The sequence below is a fragment of the Psychrobacter pygoscelis genome (assembly GCF_004335015.1).
GTDB lineage: Bacteria > Pseudomonadota > Gammaproteobacteria > Pseudomonadales > Moraxellaceae > Psychrobacter > Psychrobacter pygoscelis.
In genome coordinates this window covers 355,894-372,619 of sequence record NZ_RQRU01000002.1, presented here as the reverse complement: position 1 = coordinate 372,619, position 16,726 = coordinate 355,894, and the positions used below count along the sequence as shown (strand labels likewise).

The following is a 16,726-nucleotide window of genomic DNA, read 5'->3' as shown; positions in this document are numbered from 1 at the left end:
CATTTATATCGACAGTGATTAGCGCAAGCTTAAGATTCGTCTAGCATTTTTTGGTTAGTAGCCGTTATATATTAATATATTAGCCGTTTATAATAGCAATTCTATGTCAGCTGAGAGTGAACAAAACCAAGCGGATTATCAAGTATCACTATAATTGTTAATCAGCAGTTAGCAATTATTAGTTGTGTATCTTCAGTCAAGAAGAATGCTACTTATCTCTTTCTTTAATTGTTGTAATATTATTTAGCAAGTCTGAATCACAATACTGCGCTTGCATGCTCGATAATTACACCATTCATACAGCCAGCCATCGATTGATCCATCAAAACAACGATGACTTGCAACTAAGCATGCCTAATCAGGAGATAATCTACTATATTGCACAGTTAGGTAGCGTATGAATACAGTTAGTATAACATCAATTATGGCAAGCTTTTTTTACTTAACGGTGAGATTAAACATCTGTGTTACATCGTTTCTTTGACCCCTATAATCAACAACAGTCTGTGTTATCTTGTTGAGTCAAGCTCTTTTTTTTGATGCTCGCGCCATAGAGGATGTATCAACTTTAAAATACTGTTTACTGACTTGTTATATAGTCTAATAAACCTTGAGTTTCATGACTATATTTAATAGTTAGACATTAATAAGCTTTGCTTGCTAGAAAATAGAATTAAGCCAGTGGCTGGGCAAAATTGTAAGTAATAATTACAAGTTATAATTATATATTCACGTAGACTTATAGCATAATATAACCCTACTCCATCCAATATCTTAGTGTCATTATTGAGCATTATTAAGGTAATGCCATGGATGGCCATTTATTTTGCAGTTTGGGTTATATGACATGATTGAAAGTTGGACAAGAGAGCTTGTGACACAGCGTCTGCTTGCCACAACGCTGCTAGTGATATTGTTCATCTTGTGTTTTCAGGTGATTCAGTTTTTCATTGTGCCAGCGTTGTGGGCTGCGATATTGGCGTATGTCACTTTTCCGGTATATACCTTTTTTCATAAAAAAGTCAGATTAAGCCCTAGTTTTAGTGCTGGCCTGATGACGGTCGCTATCTCATTGATGATTGGTGTGCCGTTAGTGATAGGTTTGTTTATCCTACAGCAAGAAGCGCTTAGCGTTTATGGTACATTACTACGACGACTAAAAGCAGGCTATGTCGATATGCCGCAGGCGATCAAAGACATGCCAGTTATCGGTCAGCAAATCAAAGACATTCTTTGGGAGATTAATAAGAATCCTGAAGCATCACTAGCAGCGTTTAAAGCTTGGTTACAGTCGCACTTATATTATGGCAAGATCGCCCTTGATGTGGCGCTCAGTAGCTTAGCGAAGCTAGGAATGGCTCTAATGACGCTGTTCTTTTTTTATCGTGATGGGGTTAGTCTGGTCAAGCAAATCCGCCAAGCTTTGCGTAATATTATCGGTAACCGAATAGATGGCTATATTTATTCAGTCGGCATGACCACGCAAGCGGTAGTCTATGGTATTGGTCTCACGGCGCTTGCTCAAGCGCTATTGGCAGGTATCGGCTATTATTTTGCTGGTGCACCAAGTCCTATCTTATTTACCTTAGTCACCTTTGTGGTGGCACTCATACCATTTGGTACGCCTTTTGCTTGGGGCGGAGTGTCTGTCTGGCTGCTCAGCCAAGGCCATACCACTGAAGGTATTGGTCTTGCGCTCTGGGGGGTATTCGTTATTAGCTGGGTGGATAATTTAATTCGCCCTATTGTAATCTCCGGCGCGACCAAGATTCCTTTTATTATTATCTTTATCGGTGTGCTTGGCGGACTTACTGCATTCGGGTTTGTTGGTCTGTTTATCGGTCCTGTTGTACTGGCGATTGGCCTTGCGGTATGGCGTGAGTGGATTGCCCAGCATAGAAACCAGATATTTGCGCCGCGCTTTATTCAGCTAAAAGATCATCAGTGGGTCCCTGTCCATAATGGTCTGGTGAAGCCATTGGCCAAAACGACCGATTTGGATGACACAATAGATTAGTGGTGTATCACCTCTTTTATTAGACTCTCCAGTTAATTGCTTAGCTTTAATACAGCGTTGTCTTCTAGCCCACTGTGATTGCAAGTGAATTAAGAGATAAACCAGTAAAAAGTAGAGACTGCCTGTTTAAGATAACGCCTTCATATAATAAGGATAAAAATAGCCTGCTATGCTTACCTTCATCGCTGATAGTAATATCGCCAATCTTGATGACTACGTCAATACGCAAGTTTTAGCCTATCCGGTCACTGTTATCAAGATGGCCGGTAGAGACATTACCGCAGATGTACTGGCTCAGTATCAGCCCGATGCACTACTTATCCGCTCGGTTACTAACGTTAATGAGCGATTACTCGCAAATAATGACAGTGTGAAGTTTGTTGGCTCGGCGACTATCGGTACTGACCATGTCGATCAAGACTACCTTGCCAGTCGTCATATAGCTTTTGCGAACGCTGCTGGTTGTAGCAAGCACTCTGTTGCGCAATATGTTATTACGGCTATCTTGACCCTACGTCCTGATTATTGGCAATGTCCTATCAAGCTTGGCATTATTGGACTGGGCAACATTGGCAGTACCTTAGCGCAGTATGCTCAGAATTTAGGTTGGCAAGTCTTGGGCTACGACCCATTTATCCCTCCATCCATGATGAATAATGCTAGCTTTGAGCAAGTGCTGACGCAAAGCAATGTCATCAGCCTACATGTCCCTTTAACCAGTGCTGAGGAGTCTAGCCACCCCACGCACCACCTTCTTGATGAAGCTGCTTTTGCTCAGATGGCAGCAGATACGCTATTGATTAATAGTGCTCGTGGCCCTGTCATTAGTGAGGCTGCGCTATTAGACGATTTAGCAAGCTCGCAGCGTGAAGTCGTGCTTGATGTTTTTGAGCATGAGCCAGAGGTGTCAGAGACGCTGATAAATCAGCTGGCAATTGCTACGCCGCATATTGCCGGTTATACCTTAGAGGGCAAGCTTCGTGGTACGCAGATGGTCTTTGATGCTTTCGTCGAGACTTTTAGTGAGCAGCTGCAAGTTAACGATACCCAGTTGATGGCCAAGCTACTGCCGGACAACCCTTATCGTTGGCGTGAGTTACAGTTGCAGCCTAGTAAGCTTGCTGATTATTATCATATTTGGGAAGATGATGCCTTGCTTCGTAACGTGGTTAATCAGGAATTACGGCGAGTTCAAGGCAATGATTTTGATGCGTTAAGAAAGGCTTATAAGCTGCGCCGAGAGTGGGTATTTTAGTCAGTTTCATTGAGTTTTGTTTAGCTTCATTCAGAGTGTCAACTTTGCTGCATTAGGCTTACGCCTATCAAAATGCAAGCGTATTATTACTCTTGGCTTTTTACCTTTAAGCTGCCCAACCTTTATGTATAGTAAATAAAGATTAGAGACAAGTATGAATTCTTCTAGCTTTGCGCCCAGTATGACCCTAGATATGGCCTATAATCGCGCCGCAATGCTAGCCAAAATCCGTCAGTTTTTCGCTGAGCGTAAAGTATTAGAAGTTCAGACCCCTATCATGTCGCAGGCGGGCAATACCGATGTGTTTGTGCCATCAGTCTCTACTAATGTCACGGTGCAAGACGTACCGAAGACCTATTACCTGCATACCTCTCCAGAATTCGCTATGAAGCGGATGCTTGCTAGCTGGCAAGTGCCTATTTTTCAGATTTGCTCAGTCTTTCGCGACAATGAAGTGGGCAGGCGGCACAATATTGAATTTACGATGCTCGAATGGTATCGACCGGATTTTACTTTGGATGAGCTGGGCAATGAACTGGCGGAGTTGCTCGCGGCAGTATGTGGTCATCAGGTCGTTTTAAATCATTGCAGCTATGTTCAAGCATTCATGGACTACGTTGGCATTCATCCACTGACGGCCAGCTGCGAGGTGCTATCGGCTATCGCAGCAGATAAAGGTATAAAAGGCATAGATTTTGGGGACGACCATCAGGGTTGGCTGGATATGCTATTTAGCCATTTAGTAGAGCCACACCTAGGTCATGATTTGCCGACGCTGATTACTGACTACCCGCCAGCGACAGCTGCACTCGCTAAGATTGTGGTGGATAAACAAGGCAATCAGGTGGCGCGTCGTTTTGAGCTATATATCAATGGCCTTGAGATTGCCAATGCTTATGATGAGCTAGCGGATGCAGCAGCGCTGAGGCAGCGCTTTGAGCGAGACAATCAACAGCGGGAAGCGCGTGGCCTGCCAGTTATGCCTATTGATGAGCATTTATTAGCGGCTTGTAGTCAGCTGCCACCCTGTAGCGGTATTGCTGTTGGTATTGATCGGTTATTGATGGTATTGACGGGTGCTCAAGGTATTACTGAAGTCATTGGTTTTGGGGTAGGACAAGCTTGATGGCGAACTAGCTATTTGAGTCTTTATTGATATCGTGACTTTGTGATTTCATGGTCTGCATCATTTGGCTTAGGGTATCGATATTTTTATAAAAAGCTCGGCAGCCTTGGCACATCATAATGTGGGAGTATAGCTGCAACTTTTCTCGGGTTCTGAGTTGACGGTCTTGCGCATCACTCGCAAGCTGCGTAATTTGCTGACAATTTTTCATAGTTTAGGTTTCTAAGGTTATAGGGCTTCAATAGGGTGAATGAGCTATTCTTGACCATGCGAATAGGCTAATAATTAACGAGGTTACTATTTCCTATTATCAAGACTCTGCCGGCTCAAACCACCGCAGGGTCAAGCAGGTCTGAAGTCGCAGCCGCGCTCTATGCATTAACACATAATAGTGACTGCTGTTAATGGCCATTTCTTGACAGATCTCATCCGTCTCTAAATCCATATACTCGCGCATTAAAAAAGCTCTAGCTTGGTCGCTTGGCAGGTTGGTCAAGCAGACTTCTAAAACTTGCCAAAAGCCATCACTGTGAACGTGAACTTCTGGATTGCACCAACTGTTATTAAATTGGCTAGGCATATTGTCTTTGTGCCAAAATCCTGCTTCATCAAACAAAGTGTCGAGTAAGATATCCTCGCTGCCTTCACTGTGATCATGCAAGCTAGAAAGGTTGGTATATTTGCTGTCTTTACGGATGTGATCGACAATTTTATTCTTTAAGATAGCAAATACCCAGCTTTTGAATGCGGCATTGCCTTTGAATTTATCACTATTTTGCAGTGCTGCCATTAATGCCTCTTGCACCACGTCCTCAGCCAAATGCGAGTTATTCAACTGTGATTGGGCAAACGCTAGCATTTGTTCGCGAACTGCGGTAATAAATTCTGGGGTAACTTGATCATGAGTGTTAGCCAAGTCAGGGTTGTGAGCGCTCATGAAAGATTCTCTTTATAAAAATTATTGTTCAGATTGACAGCCTGTGTAGACTCCCTTCAAATGATATAGTGAACCAACTAAAATAGGAGCACCGAAGTAGACGTACTAGAAGTACCCACTTTATTGTCTAGCGACTATCTAGACGCGCTAGACAATATATACGACGGTTATGCTGTAAACTGGCTTTATGTTTGCTTCATCATAGCCGTGATTATCGACGGCGGGTAGAGGCTGGATTTAGCCAATAATCTAAGCTGACATAGCGTCCTGCACCATAAAATATGATCACCAGCAACATAATAGCGTAAGTCACAGCAAACTCAATACCATTATTCAAGATAACAAAGTTACCAGTTTCAGTCAGCCAGTCGTAATTACCATGGGTTTGTAATATTTCACGGGCTGCCTCAAGTCTTTCACCAGCGGCTTGAGAATTAGCAAGGCTGGCGTCACTACCCCAAAAGCCTATGGTATTCATCACGCTGGCGATACTGGTATCAGGATCGGTAGGGGTGATCGCAAACCAACCATTTTGCCAGTGAACGCTAATAGCGGCCACCAGCATGGTTATCAGTAGCATCAACGAAAATCCGCGAGTACCGATGCCTAGTAACAGCGCAAAGCCGCCGACCAGCTCGGCAAAGATGACCAATACTGCCATGACAGCAGGCATAGGCAATCCTAGACCCCAGTCACTATTACCGAACCAATTAACAATATCCTCAAAGCCAGTGACTTTATTCCAGCCAGCACTAATAAAAATAGGGGCGAGGTACAAGCGAATAGCAAGAGGCGCTATAAAGTCCCATGACTCTACGCGCTCAATAGCAGTATTAAATGGTCGTAAAATGCGAGAAGTAGCACTCATGAAATTACCTTTACTTTAATATTATTAGAATTCGGTTAAATGTGATGACCAACTGTCTGGCTGTCATTGTCAAGACTTGGTTTGATGAATGCCCTGCAAGACGTCCTGCTGAATAAGCTGCTTAAGTAGCGGCAAGCCAAACTCTACCAATACGTTGCTATCGTCATAACCAAGGGCTTGGGAGAAGGTGCTTAATAAGTCGCTTAGCGTTTGGGTCAGCGTTTCCGGAGTCGTACTAATGGGCGCTTGGCTGTTAATATGATCAAGTAGTGCATGAGTTAAAGCGTTAACCTGCATAAACTCAACCTTATCCTCGGCGTTACGAAACACTAGAAAAAAGCTATCTTCAGGCGACTGTGGCTGCTCATCGTCGCTAATAGAGTGCACTGGCCATTCATAATGTAGATTTTGTAGGCTAGGATTTAGTAGTAACTTAAGGCTATTTGCTGGAGTTTGAGGCTTTACAGCAGAGTCACTTCTACTCTTAAGATCAGCCTCAGAGCTATTCTCATAGCTATCGTCAAGCGGCTGGTCCGTATGGGTATCGACCAGCAGCTCCACCCACTCATAGTGCGCCAACTCTGCAAAGTACGCGGGCAATCCTAACTGACTAAGCTGGTTGGGCTGCGCTAAAAAGTCTACAAAGCTTTGATTAATCTCTGTAAAGTAGGGACTGTGGCACGACTGCTGTGCAAAAAACTGCTGGCAGACGTCCAACCACTGCTCATCATCTATCAAGCTTTGACAGACGGGGAAACATTGATCTAAAAAACTACGGATATTATTAAACACCAAAGACTGATACAGCTTAGCAACTCGCGATGACGCGCCTGGGGCTGCTTCCGCTAATGAGAGAGTAGGACTTTGAACACTGGCATTAGCATCTTGGTTATGAGGCTGGCGCAAATACTGACCAAATCGCCGCTGAAAATTCGCTAAGCTTGGTGCATAGTTAGTTGGGTTAATTGGCTTAAGCGGTCTAACTGAATGGTCTGCTACAAGTAGCGTCTCAGAGACCACTGGTAAAGTCCGTAATTCATTAGCTGAGCACATGATGACTTTCCTTATGCTGGAATGCGAGCGCGCTTGTAGGACAAGTATCATTTTGCAGCGCTCGAATATGTTCGACCTCAGCAGTCAGGTCACGAAAATCAGGGAAGTTAAAGTCCCGCTCAAGACAAGTGGGTAAGGTGCTGGCAGCTTTGCCCGTTTTGAATTCAATTAGCGCGTAAGCATCTGCTAAGAGTGCCCAAACAGGGTCAATCACGGTATTGCCATGGGTATCAACGACAAAACCATCGTCTTCTACATAGTGGCCTGCGACATGTAGATAGCAGGTGCGCTCAAGCGGCAACTGGCGAAGATACTTATGAGGATCAAAGCCAAAGTTTTGGCTATTCACATAGATGTTATTCACATCTAAATGCAGTAAGCAGTCGGCTTCCTCTGCTACTGCGCTGATAAATTCGGCGTCGCTCATATCGCTGTGCGCGGGAACAAAATAGTAGGAGGCGTTTTCGAATCCAATCTGTTGACCCAAAATATCTTGGGCGCGCTTGATACGGTCTGCAACCCAGTACACCGCTTCGCTGGTGCAAGGGATAGGGAGCAGATCGTATAAGTGACCTGCCTCATCACTACACCACGATAGATGCTCAGTGTATAAGCCAATATTATGAGTCTGCATAAAGGTTTTTACGTTATTTAATAACTTGATATCCAGCTCGGCAGTACTACCGATAGATAATGACAAGCCATGACAGACAAAAGGATAGCGCTCTGTAAACGCTCGTAGCATCTTGGCATACTGCCCCCCCATTTTTCCCGACGAATTGAGCCAATTCTCAGGAGAGATCTCAAAAAAGTCTATCGCTGATAAGTCCGCTTGACCCATAGCTGGCAACAGCTCTCGGCGAAAGCCTAGCCCTGCCCCAGTAGGGGATGTGGGCGCGCTAAACGCATTGCTAGCTAGCGCGGTAGTGGCTGTTACTGCTGGCGTTACCGTTGAAAGGGTCATAATTATCCTTAGTAGCTTAGCGCGCTTAAGTCAGAGATGGGCGAGACGCTAGAAGTTTGGTTAACTAGGTTATCTAGTAGCAAGTTACAGAGTAGCAAGTTACTTGGTAGCGCCGCACTTGGCTTCACCACATTTACCGTCAGCCTTTTTGTCCATAGCAGTGGCATGGCCAGCACATGAGCCATCTGCTTTTTTATCCATCTTTTTGCCATCAGCGCCGCACTTACCTTCACCGCATTTGCCGTCGGCTTTCTTGTCCATATCGGTAGCATGACCGGCACAAGAGCCGTCAGCTTTTTTGTCCATATTGCCAGCACAGCTGCCTTCTTTGACTTTGCTGCTGTTTTGATAGCCATCTTGCATCGGCTCAGCTGAGAATGGGTTGTTGGTGGCGCAGCCGCTCAATGTCACTAAAGAACCAAGGGCAAGGCTAGCAAGTACGGTAGATTTTTTCATGTGAAGCTCCAAAAGGGGTTAGCTCGATGTAAGGTCATCGTCGCTTTTTATTAGTATGGTCAACCCCCTATGTTGATAAGGAGATTGATTTATTAGTAACGGTATAAATAGGGATTAAAAAATATTACTGACTAGCCGCCACATTTACCTTCGCCGCACTTGCCTTCGGCTTTTTTTACGACTTTTTTGGCACTGCCGCCGCATTTACCATCTGCTTTTTTCACGACTTTTTTAGCGCTACTACCGCATTTGCCTTCACCGCATTTGCCCTCTTTGGCTTTGGTTGAGTTTTGATAGGCACTGCTCATTGTCTTAGCCCCAAATGGGTTGCTATCGGCGGCATGCGCGCTACCCATTGCTACTAAAGAGCCTAGGGCTAAACTGGTAATCATCGAAGTCTTATTCATAATGTCGTCCATTTTAAAAGTGAGGGTTGATAGCTCTCCACCTCGTCACACTACTGAAGTTACTCAGTATCTGATTTAGCTATCGAGCTATTACCCCTTAGTCGTAGCAAACGGCTGATTTCTTACAATTAATTTTATTTTTTATATAAATAAATTTTAAGTTATTGATATTTAAAGATAAATTTAACTACAGTTAATCCAATTTAAAACTGATACGTAAAAGAGTCGTTGGTATAAATTTATTGGCTAGAGTCATGAGATGACTGAAGTGGGCGGAAATTTATACCAGCGACTTTTGTCAGATATAAAATGGATTGACTATATTTATGTTTTACTTAATAAGATTGAAATTCGATTAATCGTGTTGGAATTGGGAAGCTAACTTAGGCAGGAGCAAGTTAATCAGCTACAAGTTGAGAAGAGAAGGAGGCGTCCTAGACGGCATAAGGTAAACGTTATAGATAAAAAAACCTCAGACTTTTAAGGACTGAGGTGATGAGGGTTTGATTAGGAGCGCCTAGATTAAAGGCACGTAGAAATTAAAAAATATTAAACGGCAGTCATATTAACTCTAGGCGTAATGGGAGGTATCAAGAATTCGTTTAGGCGATTAGCCCCCAACTGTATGGCGGCTTCACAAAGTATCCATCATCGCACCAAGCGATTAAGCCCATCGGCAAAGGTCTTTTTATCTTTGTCGCTATACGGCTTTTGCCCTGCCATTTGCGTGAGGTCTATCGCCCCAGTGCCGCGCATCATATCCATAAAGTCGCGGCCATTGAGCTTTTGCTTGATGTTGTTCTTGTCATAAATGACACCGTGCGGGGTCATGACTTGACCACCATTGTCGAGCACATCATTAGCAAGAGGGATATCGCTGGTGATAACTAAGTCACCTTCTTCGACATTGTCAGCAATATAATCATCAGCGATATCAAAGCCTGATGAGACGACGACCATGCTAATGAGCGGCGATTTACGAACCTTAATAGGCTGATTAGCGACAAAGATAGCTGGCGTCTGCGTGCGCAGGGCCGTCTTAATCACCAACTCTTTGACCACTAAGGGGCAAGCATCGGCATCTATCCAAATTTTCATTGCATCCTCATCAGGTTGTTAATAGCTAAAGTGATTGGTGCTAAAATTGATGCTCTTTCTTGGTCTAAATCGCCCTCCAACCTTCTCCCTAAATAAGAAAGGGAGAAAATGCGGCAAAATAAACGCCAGTTACTTATCGAGGCCAACTTTATTGGGGAGCACTTTAACCAGTGCTGATAAGGCCTTGTCTAAGTCCGCCACATCCGGCGGCATCAGGGTAATGTGCCCAATCTTACGGTCAGCACGCTCTTCTTTGTGGTAACTGTGATAATGAGTACCATCGATAGCAAGGGTATCTGCGACATTAGGATATTGACCCAAGATATTAATCATTACCGAAGGATGAACATTGTCAGTATCACCTAGGGGGAGTCCTACGACAGCGCGGATATGATTCTCAAATTGACTGGTGACTGCGCCCTCGATACTCCAATGACCTGAATTGTGCACACGCGGGGCAATTTCATTAGCCAGTATGGTCTCTTTACCATCATCATCCTTACTTACAAACAATTCTAGCGCCATGATCCCCACATAATCCAGATGGGCCATTAGCGTACTGATAGCGTCTTTGGCGGTAGCCAATAGATGGCTTGCGCCGACAGCTGGGGCTTGCGTCTTGGCTAAAATACCATGGTGGTGATGATTCTCTACCAAGTCATAGCAGCGGACCGTGCCGTCTTGAGCGCGGCCAGCAATGATAGAGACCTCACGGCTAAAGTGAATAAAGCCTTCAGCGATAAGCGGTGCTGGGTGTGGGACCAAGTCATTGTCACCCGTTACTGCGCCGCCAAGATCAGCCCAAGCCGCATCGATATCAGACGTAGATTTAAGTACAAATTGCCCCTTGCCGTCATAGCCGCCACGACTGGTCTTGAGTACCAGTGGTAATCCTAATTGAGCACAAGCGTCTTTTAGCTCATCTTTTGAAGAAACCGCTAAAAAAGGTACGGTGGCGATGTCTAATTCGTTAAACAAAGCCTTTTCTTTTAAGCGGTCTTGTGCCACGGCTAATGCTTGTACGGGTGGGAACATACCCTGCTTATTACCTTCATTAGACAACTTTGTTAGATGTTCTACGGTCTCGACTGGGGTGTTTTCAAACTCTAAGGTAAAGACATCGGCAGCAGAGATAAAGTCATCGAGCTGTTGAGTACTATAGACTTTGCCATATAAGGAGGCGGGGCAGTCAGGCGTATCTTCCAAAAAGATGCAGCGATAACCTAAAGGTAGGGCGGCCTCAGCGAGCATCATCCCGAGTTGACCGCCTCCTAAGATACCGATAGTGCGAATAGACTGGCTAGCAGGGTAGGCGTTGGCATTAGTCATGGCAGGCTCTTAACAAACAAATGGAAATGAAAATTAAAAAAGGTGCCAAAGCACCTAGCGAAATTATAACAAAGATTGACCATAAATAGAGCCAGAGGGTTTTTACCTTATATGGCAATTGTCTCTTAAAAAGAGAGCGTCAACACACTCAAGATTGGGCACAGGCCCCCTGATATAAGTTTGCCACTGCCTGAGTCATGTGACTTCTAGCTGGCTACTTTATATCAGAGGCTCGAGACGGACCAGTTATAAATAGGTTTGACGATACAAATCAGGTCAAAACAAAGAAGGTCAAGCGCGATACTGGTATCAGTATCTTTAACGTGCTGCGAGCAACCTGATAGAGGCCACAACAAATTCATCCCAGTAGCAGTAGCACTGAACGCTTTTTAGATTGAGTTCACTGTACTCTAGCTGCTTATTCGTGCAGCGTATAACATCATTAATTGATGCTTCCGGGTGTGGGGCTAGCTAAGACTGTGTCTGTTTGGTCTTGACGAAATATTTCAAGCTTTTTTGCAAGCTGTGAATCGTGAAGTGCAAGGATCTGGATCGCGAGTAGGGCAGCATTAAAAGCACCGGATGAACCAATAGCCAGTGTTCCTACCGCCACGCCTTTAGGCATTTGGACAATAGAGAGTAAACTGTCCCAACCACTTAGCGTTGAGGACTTTACAGGGACGCCAAGCACAGGAAGGGGCGTCTGACTGGCGCACATTCCAGGCAAATGCGCCGCGCCGCCAGCACCAGCAATGATAACTTGTAGGCCACGACCTTGTGCCGATTTAGCATAGTCAAATAGCTTGTCAGGCGTTCGATGGGCAGAGACTACCTCACATTCAAAGGCGATATCAAAGTCAGCGAGTAGTTGTGCGGCTAGGCTCATCGTCGCCCAGTCAGACTGAGAACCCATGATAATACCCACTTTGGCATTGCCAGCAGGAGAGGCTATTGGGGCAGGGGAAGCAGCTTGCGACATAGTATAAAATCCTTAAAATGGTTCATCATACAAAAAAAACTCTGGGATAAAAAGCAACAATGTGATTGGTGAGCACTTACCAAACAATTAGTAACCGTCAATACTAGGAGCTGCTGTTATTAATAGGAGACATTGTTGTTAGTATTGTCATGGATGTACTGGACAAAATTATCAGCGGATAAGGGTAGGGGGTTATTCGTATCAAGCTGATAGGCGGTTAAATAACCACTCCCTGCTGCAGAATAGTCAGTACAAACGACTTGCTTACTCAGTGGCGCGGGCTTACCCGTTAACCAATAATGACCAATGAATACGGGCTTGTCAGTCTGCAAAGTAAAATCTATCTCTTTAGCGATAGCATCAGCTGGCAGTTGCAATAAGTCTGATGATGGCGCACGGGCAATATCGACGATATGCCTACCATTTAAGACATCCAGCCACCACTGCACCCGAACACGGCTTCTGACGGCGCCATCCTTATCGGTAAATGTCAGCCCATCGGGCAGAGGCATCTCGACGCCTTTTAGGACCCGCTCTAGCGCATCATATTCCGCAGAGTCTTTTTGTCCTGTGCGCTGGAGAGCCTCAGGTGTTAGGCAGTTATCCTTAGTCAATAGCGGCTGTAGCACCTGCATTTTATCTTGATGCCAGCAAGCATGGACAAAGCAGGCGTGATCGGTCTCAAGCCAAAGTGGTAGCTCGTAAAGTCGCGATAGCCAATATCGATGAGCTGCTGAGCCAAACGGTACTTCCTCCAAAAACTGCTGATGCTGACGATAATGCGTCGTATTATGCTCGCGCAAATAGCTACCATCTGCGGCGGACTCGTCCAAGGTGGCATAGGCCAAAGCATTGTATTCATGATTGCCCATCACAGCATCAGCGACGCCTGCATCGATCATAGCAAAGACGATATTCAGCGTCTCGACCTCTTGTGTACCGCGATCAATCAGATCGCCGATGAACATGGCTCGGTGACCAGCAGGTGGGGCAAAATAAGTCGTGCCAGTTTTTGGTTGAGTAGTTAGCGTATATCCTAACTTGGCTAGCAAGCTTTTGAGTTTGTCTGCATTGCCATGAATGTCGCCAATGACATCATAAATCATAATTTGCTTACATCTCCTATTAAGTTGCTAGTGTCTGCTCAAAGGATACTAATAACTTTTTCGATTCGCTACAGAACAAAGGGGGTGATTTGTTGAGATTTGAGCTTTCTATGACTGATGGCTAACGAATTTTCCCCGTTACTTGTCTTGTATAGCGATGCTATGTGCCGGTTTTATAGCTGCTGCAATACAGTTTAGCATTAACATAAAAAAGCGCTCTTAAAAAACTATTTGTAAAAGATAGGGCGGTATAAAACAACAGTCAATAAAAAAGGCATCAATAAGATGCCTTTCTCATGTAATTAGAATTTGCTCATGACTTCATTGGTATGAGATATGCTTTAAATCTAAATTGTTAAAACCAGTCAGCAACACTCAGATTCTATTAGGTTCTACGCGAAATAAACCCAACAATAAATAGAATCACAGCGATAACTAAGAAAATATAAGCAAAGTTTTCACTTAGCCCTGCGACACCACCAAAACCAAGAAAGCTAGCAATTAGCGCAATAACAGCAAAAATAATAGCCCACTTAAACATAGCAAACTCCTATAAGGGATAAATTAACGTTATCTATCAAAATTTTATTAGTATGATCAAATCGTCACAATAAAATGAACCGCTAGCTTGTCGCTAGGTTACGCTGAACTATCATTTTGTGAGCGTGTTTGAAGGCCTCTAAGATAACATTGAAAGGTTTGCTTGATATGGATATTTTAGTAAACCTTTGTTCGTTATGTAACTACAATGTAAAATTAACTCTGTCTTTGGCATCACTCAGTCTAATTAGGGTAACGATAGCGACCCGCACTATACCTTTTATGTAACCAAAGATATTGAGTACTAAAAAGTATTACTGGTAAGTTAGTAATGCTTGTAGTGTAATATGGTCAATCCATCTTAGCTTTGACACAAAGGCGCTGGAATAAATTTACGCTAGTCCCAGTCACCTCATGACTTCTAGCCAACAAATTTATACCAGCGACTCTTTTATATGTCAGTTTTAAATAGCGCTAACTGTAGTTTTAACAAAGCAACTTATACGGATGAGTTGCTGCTTTTAATAACTGCTTAATAGCAGCGACTTATCAAGAGTTCTTTTTTCAGTTGATTGGCCTAAACTTACACCTAGATACAAAGTTACTTATAAGTAAAATTATTTCTAATAGTAAGCCATAAAAACTGATTAAAGGCAGTTGTAAATAATAACAATTATCGTTACTATGTATACTACACTATGAAATTACTAGTGGTTTTACTAGCAACCATGTCAGTAAGGTCTAATCAATTTTAGTATAGGTCTATAAAGTCGATACCTGCTAGCAAGCGCTATTGATGGCTAAGAGGCTCAGCAGTCGCAATACCATCTCACAGCAGTATTTATCGATTAGCTGATGTTCAGGAGCAATAAAATGTACGTCTGTATCTGTAACGATGTCAAAGAAAAGCAAATTAAAGCCGCTATAGCCTCGGGTGTCGATACGCTAGATGGGTTAAAAAATACGCTTGATGTTGCCACCTGCTGTGGATGCTGTGAGCCGATGGTTAATGACTATCTAGATGAGCATCATACGATGATGGCCGACACTGCTCTAATCGAACAATTGGCCTATGCGGTATAACGCTCAGTAAAATCAAAAATAGCGCGCAATGCTCTCTTTTTTGATTTTGCTTAAACATCTTTATTAAGTTGAATTAATAAGTAATAGATTTGACTTTAGTGGTGTTCTTTAACGATCGACAAATAAATACCCTTGTAAACACTCAGCTTGTCACTTTTTTTTAGCCAATTAATTATTCTAGTTAATGGCTCAATCTATAGTTTATTCTGTTATAAATCTAATCAATTCGCATTTGCGATTCTACCTCCATTCCCAGTTCTAAATAACACTGGTGTCTTATCAGGTGTGTGATACCATCATGCCTACAAATTGTTATTGTATTTACCATTCTTATTGATAGGAGCTACCATGAAAGGCAGCCAACAAGTTATTGATTACTTAAATTTCCTTCTTGGCGGTGAGCTTGCTGCTCGCGATCAGTATTTCATCCATTCTGAGATGTATGCTGAGTGGCATTACGGCAAGCTGTATGACCGTATCCATCATGAAATGGAAGATGAGACTCTCCATGCTCAGGCTATTATCCGCCGGATAATGATGCTCGGTGGCAAGCCAAATATGACTGTTAATGACATCAATATCGGTACTACCGTACCAGAGATGTTGCAGTCAGATTTAAACCTTGAATATGATGTGCAAAAGCATCTCAAGCAGGGTATCGCCATTTGTGAGCAAGAACACGACTATGTGACCCGTGATATGTTGGTCGCTCAGCTTGAAGATACGGAAGAAGATCATGCACATTGGCTCGAGCAGCAGCTGCGCCTAATTGAGATGATCGGTCTGCCCAATTACCTTCAAAGTCAGATGGGTGAAGTCACTGCTTAATCGTGGCTAAGTAGCCTACAAGTAATGTTAATGATATTGATAGTAAGGGGTAGAGTATGAAAGGGGATAGAGAAGTCATCCGCGCATTAAATCAAGTATTGGGCCAGTCGTTGATTGCGATTAATCAGTATTTTTTGCATGCTCGTATTGCTAAAAACTGGGGTATCGAAGAGCTCAATGAGAATTTCTATAAGCAGTCTATTCAAGAAATGAAATGGTCAGACGCTATTATTGAGCGTATCTTACTGTTAGAGGGCCTGCCCAATCTACAAGATTACGGCAAGCTATTTATCGGTGAAGATGTCGAAGAGATGGTTGAGTGTGATGTGCGACTAGAAGACCAGAAGTTTGCCATTATCACTGATGCCATTAGCTTATGTGAGCAAAAGCAAGACTATGTCTCACGCAAGCTGCTACTCGGTATCAAAGATGGTAATGAAGAGTATATTGATTGGCTAGATACGCAAAAAGACCTTATCAAAGATGTGGGATTAGAGAACTATATTCAAGCTAAAGTAGAGGACTAATTAACGTCCAAGCGCCTATAAAGTGCTTAGCGTCTTGTTAGTCCAATAAAAAGCCAGTATCTCAATTATGATACTGGCTTTTTTTATCTTAAGTGGGTAACTTTAAAGCCACATAGAGTATGGTTGTGGCCTATCGATATAAGCCTTAATCTT

General features: G+C 43.5%; 18 protein-coding genes. 6 read left to right on the top strand and 12 right to left on the bottom strand.

Annotation, left to right across the window (positions count from 1 at the left end; all coding sequences use genetic code 11):
* Window positions 1-847 precede the first annotated feature (847 nt).
* The 3 genes from EGV92_RS06340 to epmA all read left to right on the top strand — a co-directional run bounded on the left by EGV92_RS06340 (window position 848) and on the right by epmA (window position 4,398).
* Entirely contained in the window at window positions 848-2,017 is a 1,170-nt protein-coding gene (locus EGV92_RS06340) for an AI-2E family transporter (protein ID WP_131668390.1), read from the top strand.
* Window positions 2,018-2,186: 169 nt separating this feature from the next.
* Window positions 2,187-3,272 (top strand): 4-phosphoerythronate dehydrogenase, encoded by a 1,086-nt coding sequence (locus EGV92_RS06335; protein WP_131668389.1) that lies wholly within the window; start codon window positions 2,187-2,189, stop codon window positions 3,270-3,272.
* Window positions 3,273-3,426: 154 nt separating this feature from the next.
* The gene (epmA, locus tag EGV92_RS06330) at window positions 3,427-4,398 is read left to right on the top strand and encodes an EF-P lysine aminoacylase EpmA (RefSeq protein WP_131668388.1); all 972 of its coding nucleotides are present in this window, start codon (window positions 3,427-3,429) and stop codon (window positions 4,396-4,398) included.
* A gap of 7 nt (window positions 4,399-4,405) precedes the next feature.
* Here the strand turns inward: epmA and EGV92_RS06325 are convergent, their stop codons facing one another.
* The 12 genes from EGV92_RS06325 to EGV92_RS06270 all read right to left on the bottom strand — a co-directional run bounded on the left by EGV92_RS06325 (window position 4,406) and on the right by EGV92_RS06270 (window position 14,136).
* Entirely contained in the window at window positions 4,406-4,609 is a 204-nt protein-coding gene (locus EGV92_RS06325) for a zf-HC2 domain-containing protein (RefSeq protein WP_131668387.1), read from the bottom strand.
* Window positions 4,610-4,708: 99 nt separating this feature from the next.
* Complete coding sequence (locus EGV92_RS06320; protein WP_131668386.1) at window positions 4,709-5,335, bottom strand: sigma-70 family RNA polymerase sigma factor; 627 nt, start codon at window positions 5,333-5,335, stop codon at window positions 4,709-4,711.
* A 211-nt stretch (window positions 5,336-5,546) separates the two neighbouring features.
* Entirely contained in the window at window positions 5,547-6,203 is a 657-nt protein-coding gene (locus EGV92_RS06315) for an HvfX family Cu-binding RiPP maturation protein (RefSeq protein WP_131668385.1), read from the bottom strand.
* Window positions 6,204-6,272: 69 nt separating this feature from the next.
* Entirely contained in the window at window positions 6,273-7,256 is a 984-nt protein-coding gene (locus EGV92_RS06310; protein ID WP_165525573.1) for an HvfC family RiPP maturation protein, read from the bottom strand.
* Window positions 7,243-8,220: an HvfB family MNIO-type RiPP peptide maturase gene (locus tag EGV92_RS06305; RefSeq protein WP_131668383.1), complete on the bottom strand. Its 978-nt coding sequence runs from the start codon at window positions 8,218-8,220 to the stop codon at window positions 7,243-7,245. Before EGV92_RS06305 ends, EGV92_RS06310 begins: the two co-directional genes overlap by 14 nt.
* A 99-nt stretch (window positions 8,221-8,319) precedes the next feature.
* On the bottom strand, window positions 8,320-8,676 hold the full coding sequence (locus EGV92_RS06300; protein ID WP_131668382.1) for an HvfA family oxazolone/thioamide-modified RiPP metallophore: 357 nt from the start codon (window positions 8,674-8,676) through the stop codon (window positions 8,320-8,322).
* Between the two features lie 131 nt (window positions 8,677-8,807).
* Window positions 8,808-9,083: an HvfA family oxazolone/thioamide-modified RiPP metallophore gene (locus EGV92_RS06295; RefSeq protein WP_131668381.1), complete on the bottom strand. Its 276-nt coding sequence runs from the start codon at window positions 9,081-9,083 to the stop codon at window positions 8,808-8,810.
* Window positions 9,084-9,731: 648 nt separating this feature from the next.
* Complete coding sequence (locus EGV92_RS06290; protein ID WP_131668380.1) at window positions 9,732-10,181, bottom strand: YaiI/YqxD family protein; 450 nt, start codon at window positions 10,179-10,181, stop codon at window positions 9,732-9,734.
* 129 nt (window positions 10,182-10,310) lie between these two features.
* Window positions 10,311-11,510, bottom strand: a complete 1,200-nt coding sequence (locus tag EGV92_RS06285; protein WP_131668379.1) for a 5-(carboxyamino)imidazole ribonucleotide synthase — start codon at window positions 11,508-11,510, stop codon at window positions 10,311-10,313.
* A 442-nt stretch (window positions 11,511-11,952) separates the two neighbouring features.
* On the bottom strand, window positions 11,953-12,489 hold the full coding sequence (gene purE / locus EGV92_RS06280; RefSeq protein ID WP_131668378.1) for a 5-(carboxyamino)imidazole ribonucleotide mutase: 537 nt from the start codon (window positions 12,487-12,489) through the stop codon (window positions 11,953-11,955).
* Between the two features lie 119 nt (window positions 12,490-12,608).
* Window positions 12,609-13,595: a metallophosphoesterase gene (locus tag EGV92_RS06275; RefSeq protein WP_131668377.1), complete on the bottom strand. Its 987-nt coding sequence runs from the start codon at window positions 13,593-13,595 to the stop codon at window positions 12,609-12,611.
* 385 nt (window positions 13,596-13,980) lie between these two features.
* The gene (locus EGV92_RS06270; protein ID WP_131668376.1) at window positions 13,981-14,136 is read right to left on the bottom strand and encodes a DUF1328 domain-containing protein; all 156 of its coding nucleotides are present in this window, start codon (window positions 14,134-14,136) and stop codon (window positions 13,981-13,983) included.
* Window positions 14,137-15,008: 872 nt separating this feature from the next.
* On the opposite strand from EGV92_RS06270, the gene EGV92_RS06265 reads away from it, so the two are divergent.
* From EGV92_RS06265 to bfr (EGV92_RS06255), 3 genes are all read left to right on the top strand, one after another.
* Window positions 15,009-15,218: a (2Fe-2S)-binding protein gene (locus tag EGV92_RS06265; protein WP_131668375.1), complete on the top strand. Its 210-nt coding sequence runs from the start codon at window positions 15,009-15,011 to the stop codon at window positions 15,216-15,218.
* A 348-nt stretch (window positions 15,219-15,566) separates the two neighbouring features.
* Window positions 15,567-16,046, top strand: coding sequence for a bacterioferritin (bfr, locus tag EGV92_RS06260; RefSeq protein WP_131668374.1), 480 nt, complete (start codon window positions 15,567-15,569; stop codon window positions 16,044-16,046).
* A 56-nt stretch (window positions 16,047-16,102) separates the two neighbouring features.
* The gene (gene bfr, locus EGV92_RS06255; protein WP_131668373.1) at window positions 16,103-16,573 is read left to right on the top strand and encodes a bacterioferritin; all 471 of its coding nucleotides are present in this window, start codon (window positions 16,103-16,105) and stop codon (window positions 16,571-16,573) included.
* Window positions 16,574-16,726 lie beyond the last annotated feature (153 nt).

Coding starts and splice junctions, on each gene's coding strand:
- epmA (WP_131668388.1), top strand. CDS start 3,427: ATGAATTCTTCTAGCTTTGCGCCCAGTATGACCCTAGATATGGCCTAT.
- purE (WP_131668378.1), bottom strand. CDS start 12,489: ATGTCGCAAGCTGCTTCCCCTGCCCCAATAGCCTCTCCTGCTGGCAAT.
- EGV92_RS06300 (WP_131668382.1), bottom strand. CDS start 8,676: ATGAAAAAATCTACCGTACTTGCTAGCCTTGCCCTTGGTTCTTTAGTG.
- EGV92_RS06320 (WP_131668386.1), bottom strand. CDS start 5,335: ATGAGCGCTCACAACCCTGACTTGGCTAACACTCATGATCAAGTTACC.
- EGV92_RS06295 (WP_131668381.1), bottom strand. CDS start 9,083: ATGAATAAGACTTCGATGATTACCAGTTTAGCCCTAGGCTCTTTAGTA.
- EGV92_RS06290 (WP_131668380.1), bottom strand. CDS start 10,181: ATGAAAATTTGGATAGATGCCGATGCTTGCCCCTTAGTGGTCAAAGAG.
- EGV92_RS06325 (WP_131668387.1), bottom strand. CDS start 4,609: ATGAAAAATTGTCAGCAAATTACGCAGCTTGCGAGTGATGCGCAAGAC.
- EGV92_RS06270 (WP_131668376.1), bottom strand. CDS start 14,136: ATGTTTAAGTGGGCTATTATTTTTGCTGTTATTGCGCTAATTGCTAGC.
- EGV92_RS06265 (WP_131668375.1), top strand. CDS start 15,009: ATGTACGTCTGTATCTGTAACGATGTCAAAGAAAAGCAAATTAAAGCC.
- EGV92_RS06285 (WP_131668379.1), bottom strand. CDS start 11,510: ATGACTAATGCCAACGCCTACCCTGCTAGCCAGTCTATTCGCACTATC.
- bfr (WP_131668373.1), top strand. CDS start 16,103: ATGAAAGGGGATAGAGAAGTCATCCGCGCATTAAATCAAGTATTGGGC.
- EGV92_RS06340 (WP_131668390.1), top strand. CDS start 848: ATGATTGAAAGTTGGACAAGAGAGCTTGTGACACAGCGTCTGCTTGCC.
- EGV92_RS06305 (WP_131668383.1), bottom strand. CDS start 8,220: ATGACCCTTTCAACGGTAACGCCAGCAGTAACAGCCACTACCGCGCTA.
- EGV92_RS06335 (WP_131668389.1), top strand. CDS start 2,187: ATGCTTACCTTCATCGCTGATAGTAATATCGCCAATCTTGATGACTAC.
- EGV92_RS06310 (WP_165525573.1), bottom strand. CDS start 7,256: ATGTGCTCAGCTAATGAATTACGGACTTTACCAGTGGTCTCTGAGACG.
- EGV92_RS06315 (WP_131668385.1), bottom strand. CDS start 6,203: ATGAGTGCTACTTCTCGCATTTTACGACCATTTAATACTGCTATTGAG.
- bfr (WP_131668374.1), top strand. CDS start 15,567: ATGAAAGGCAGCCAACAAGTTATTGATTACTTAAATTTCCTTCTTGGC.
- EGV92_RS06275 (WP_131668377.1), bottom strand. CDS start 13,595: ATGATTTATGATGTCATTGGCGACATTCATGGCAATGCAGACAAACTC.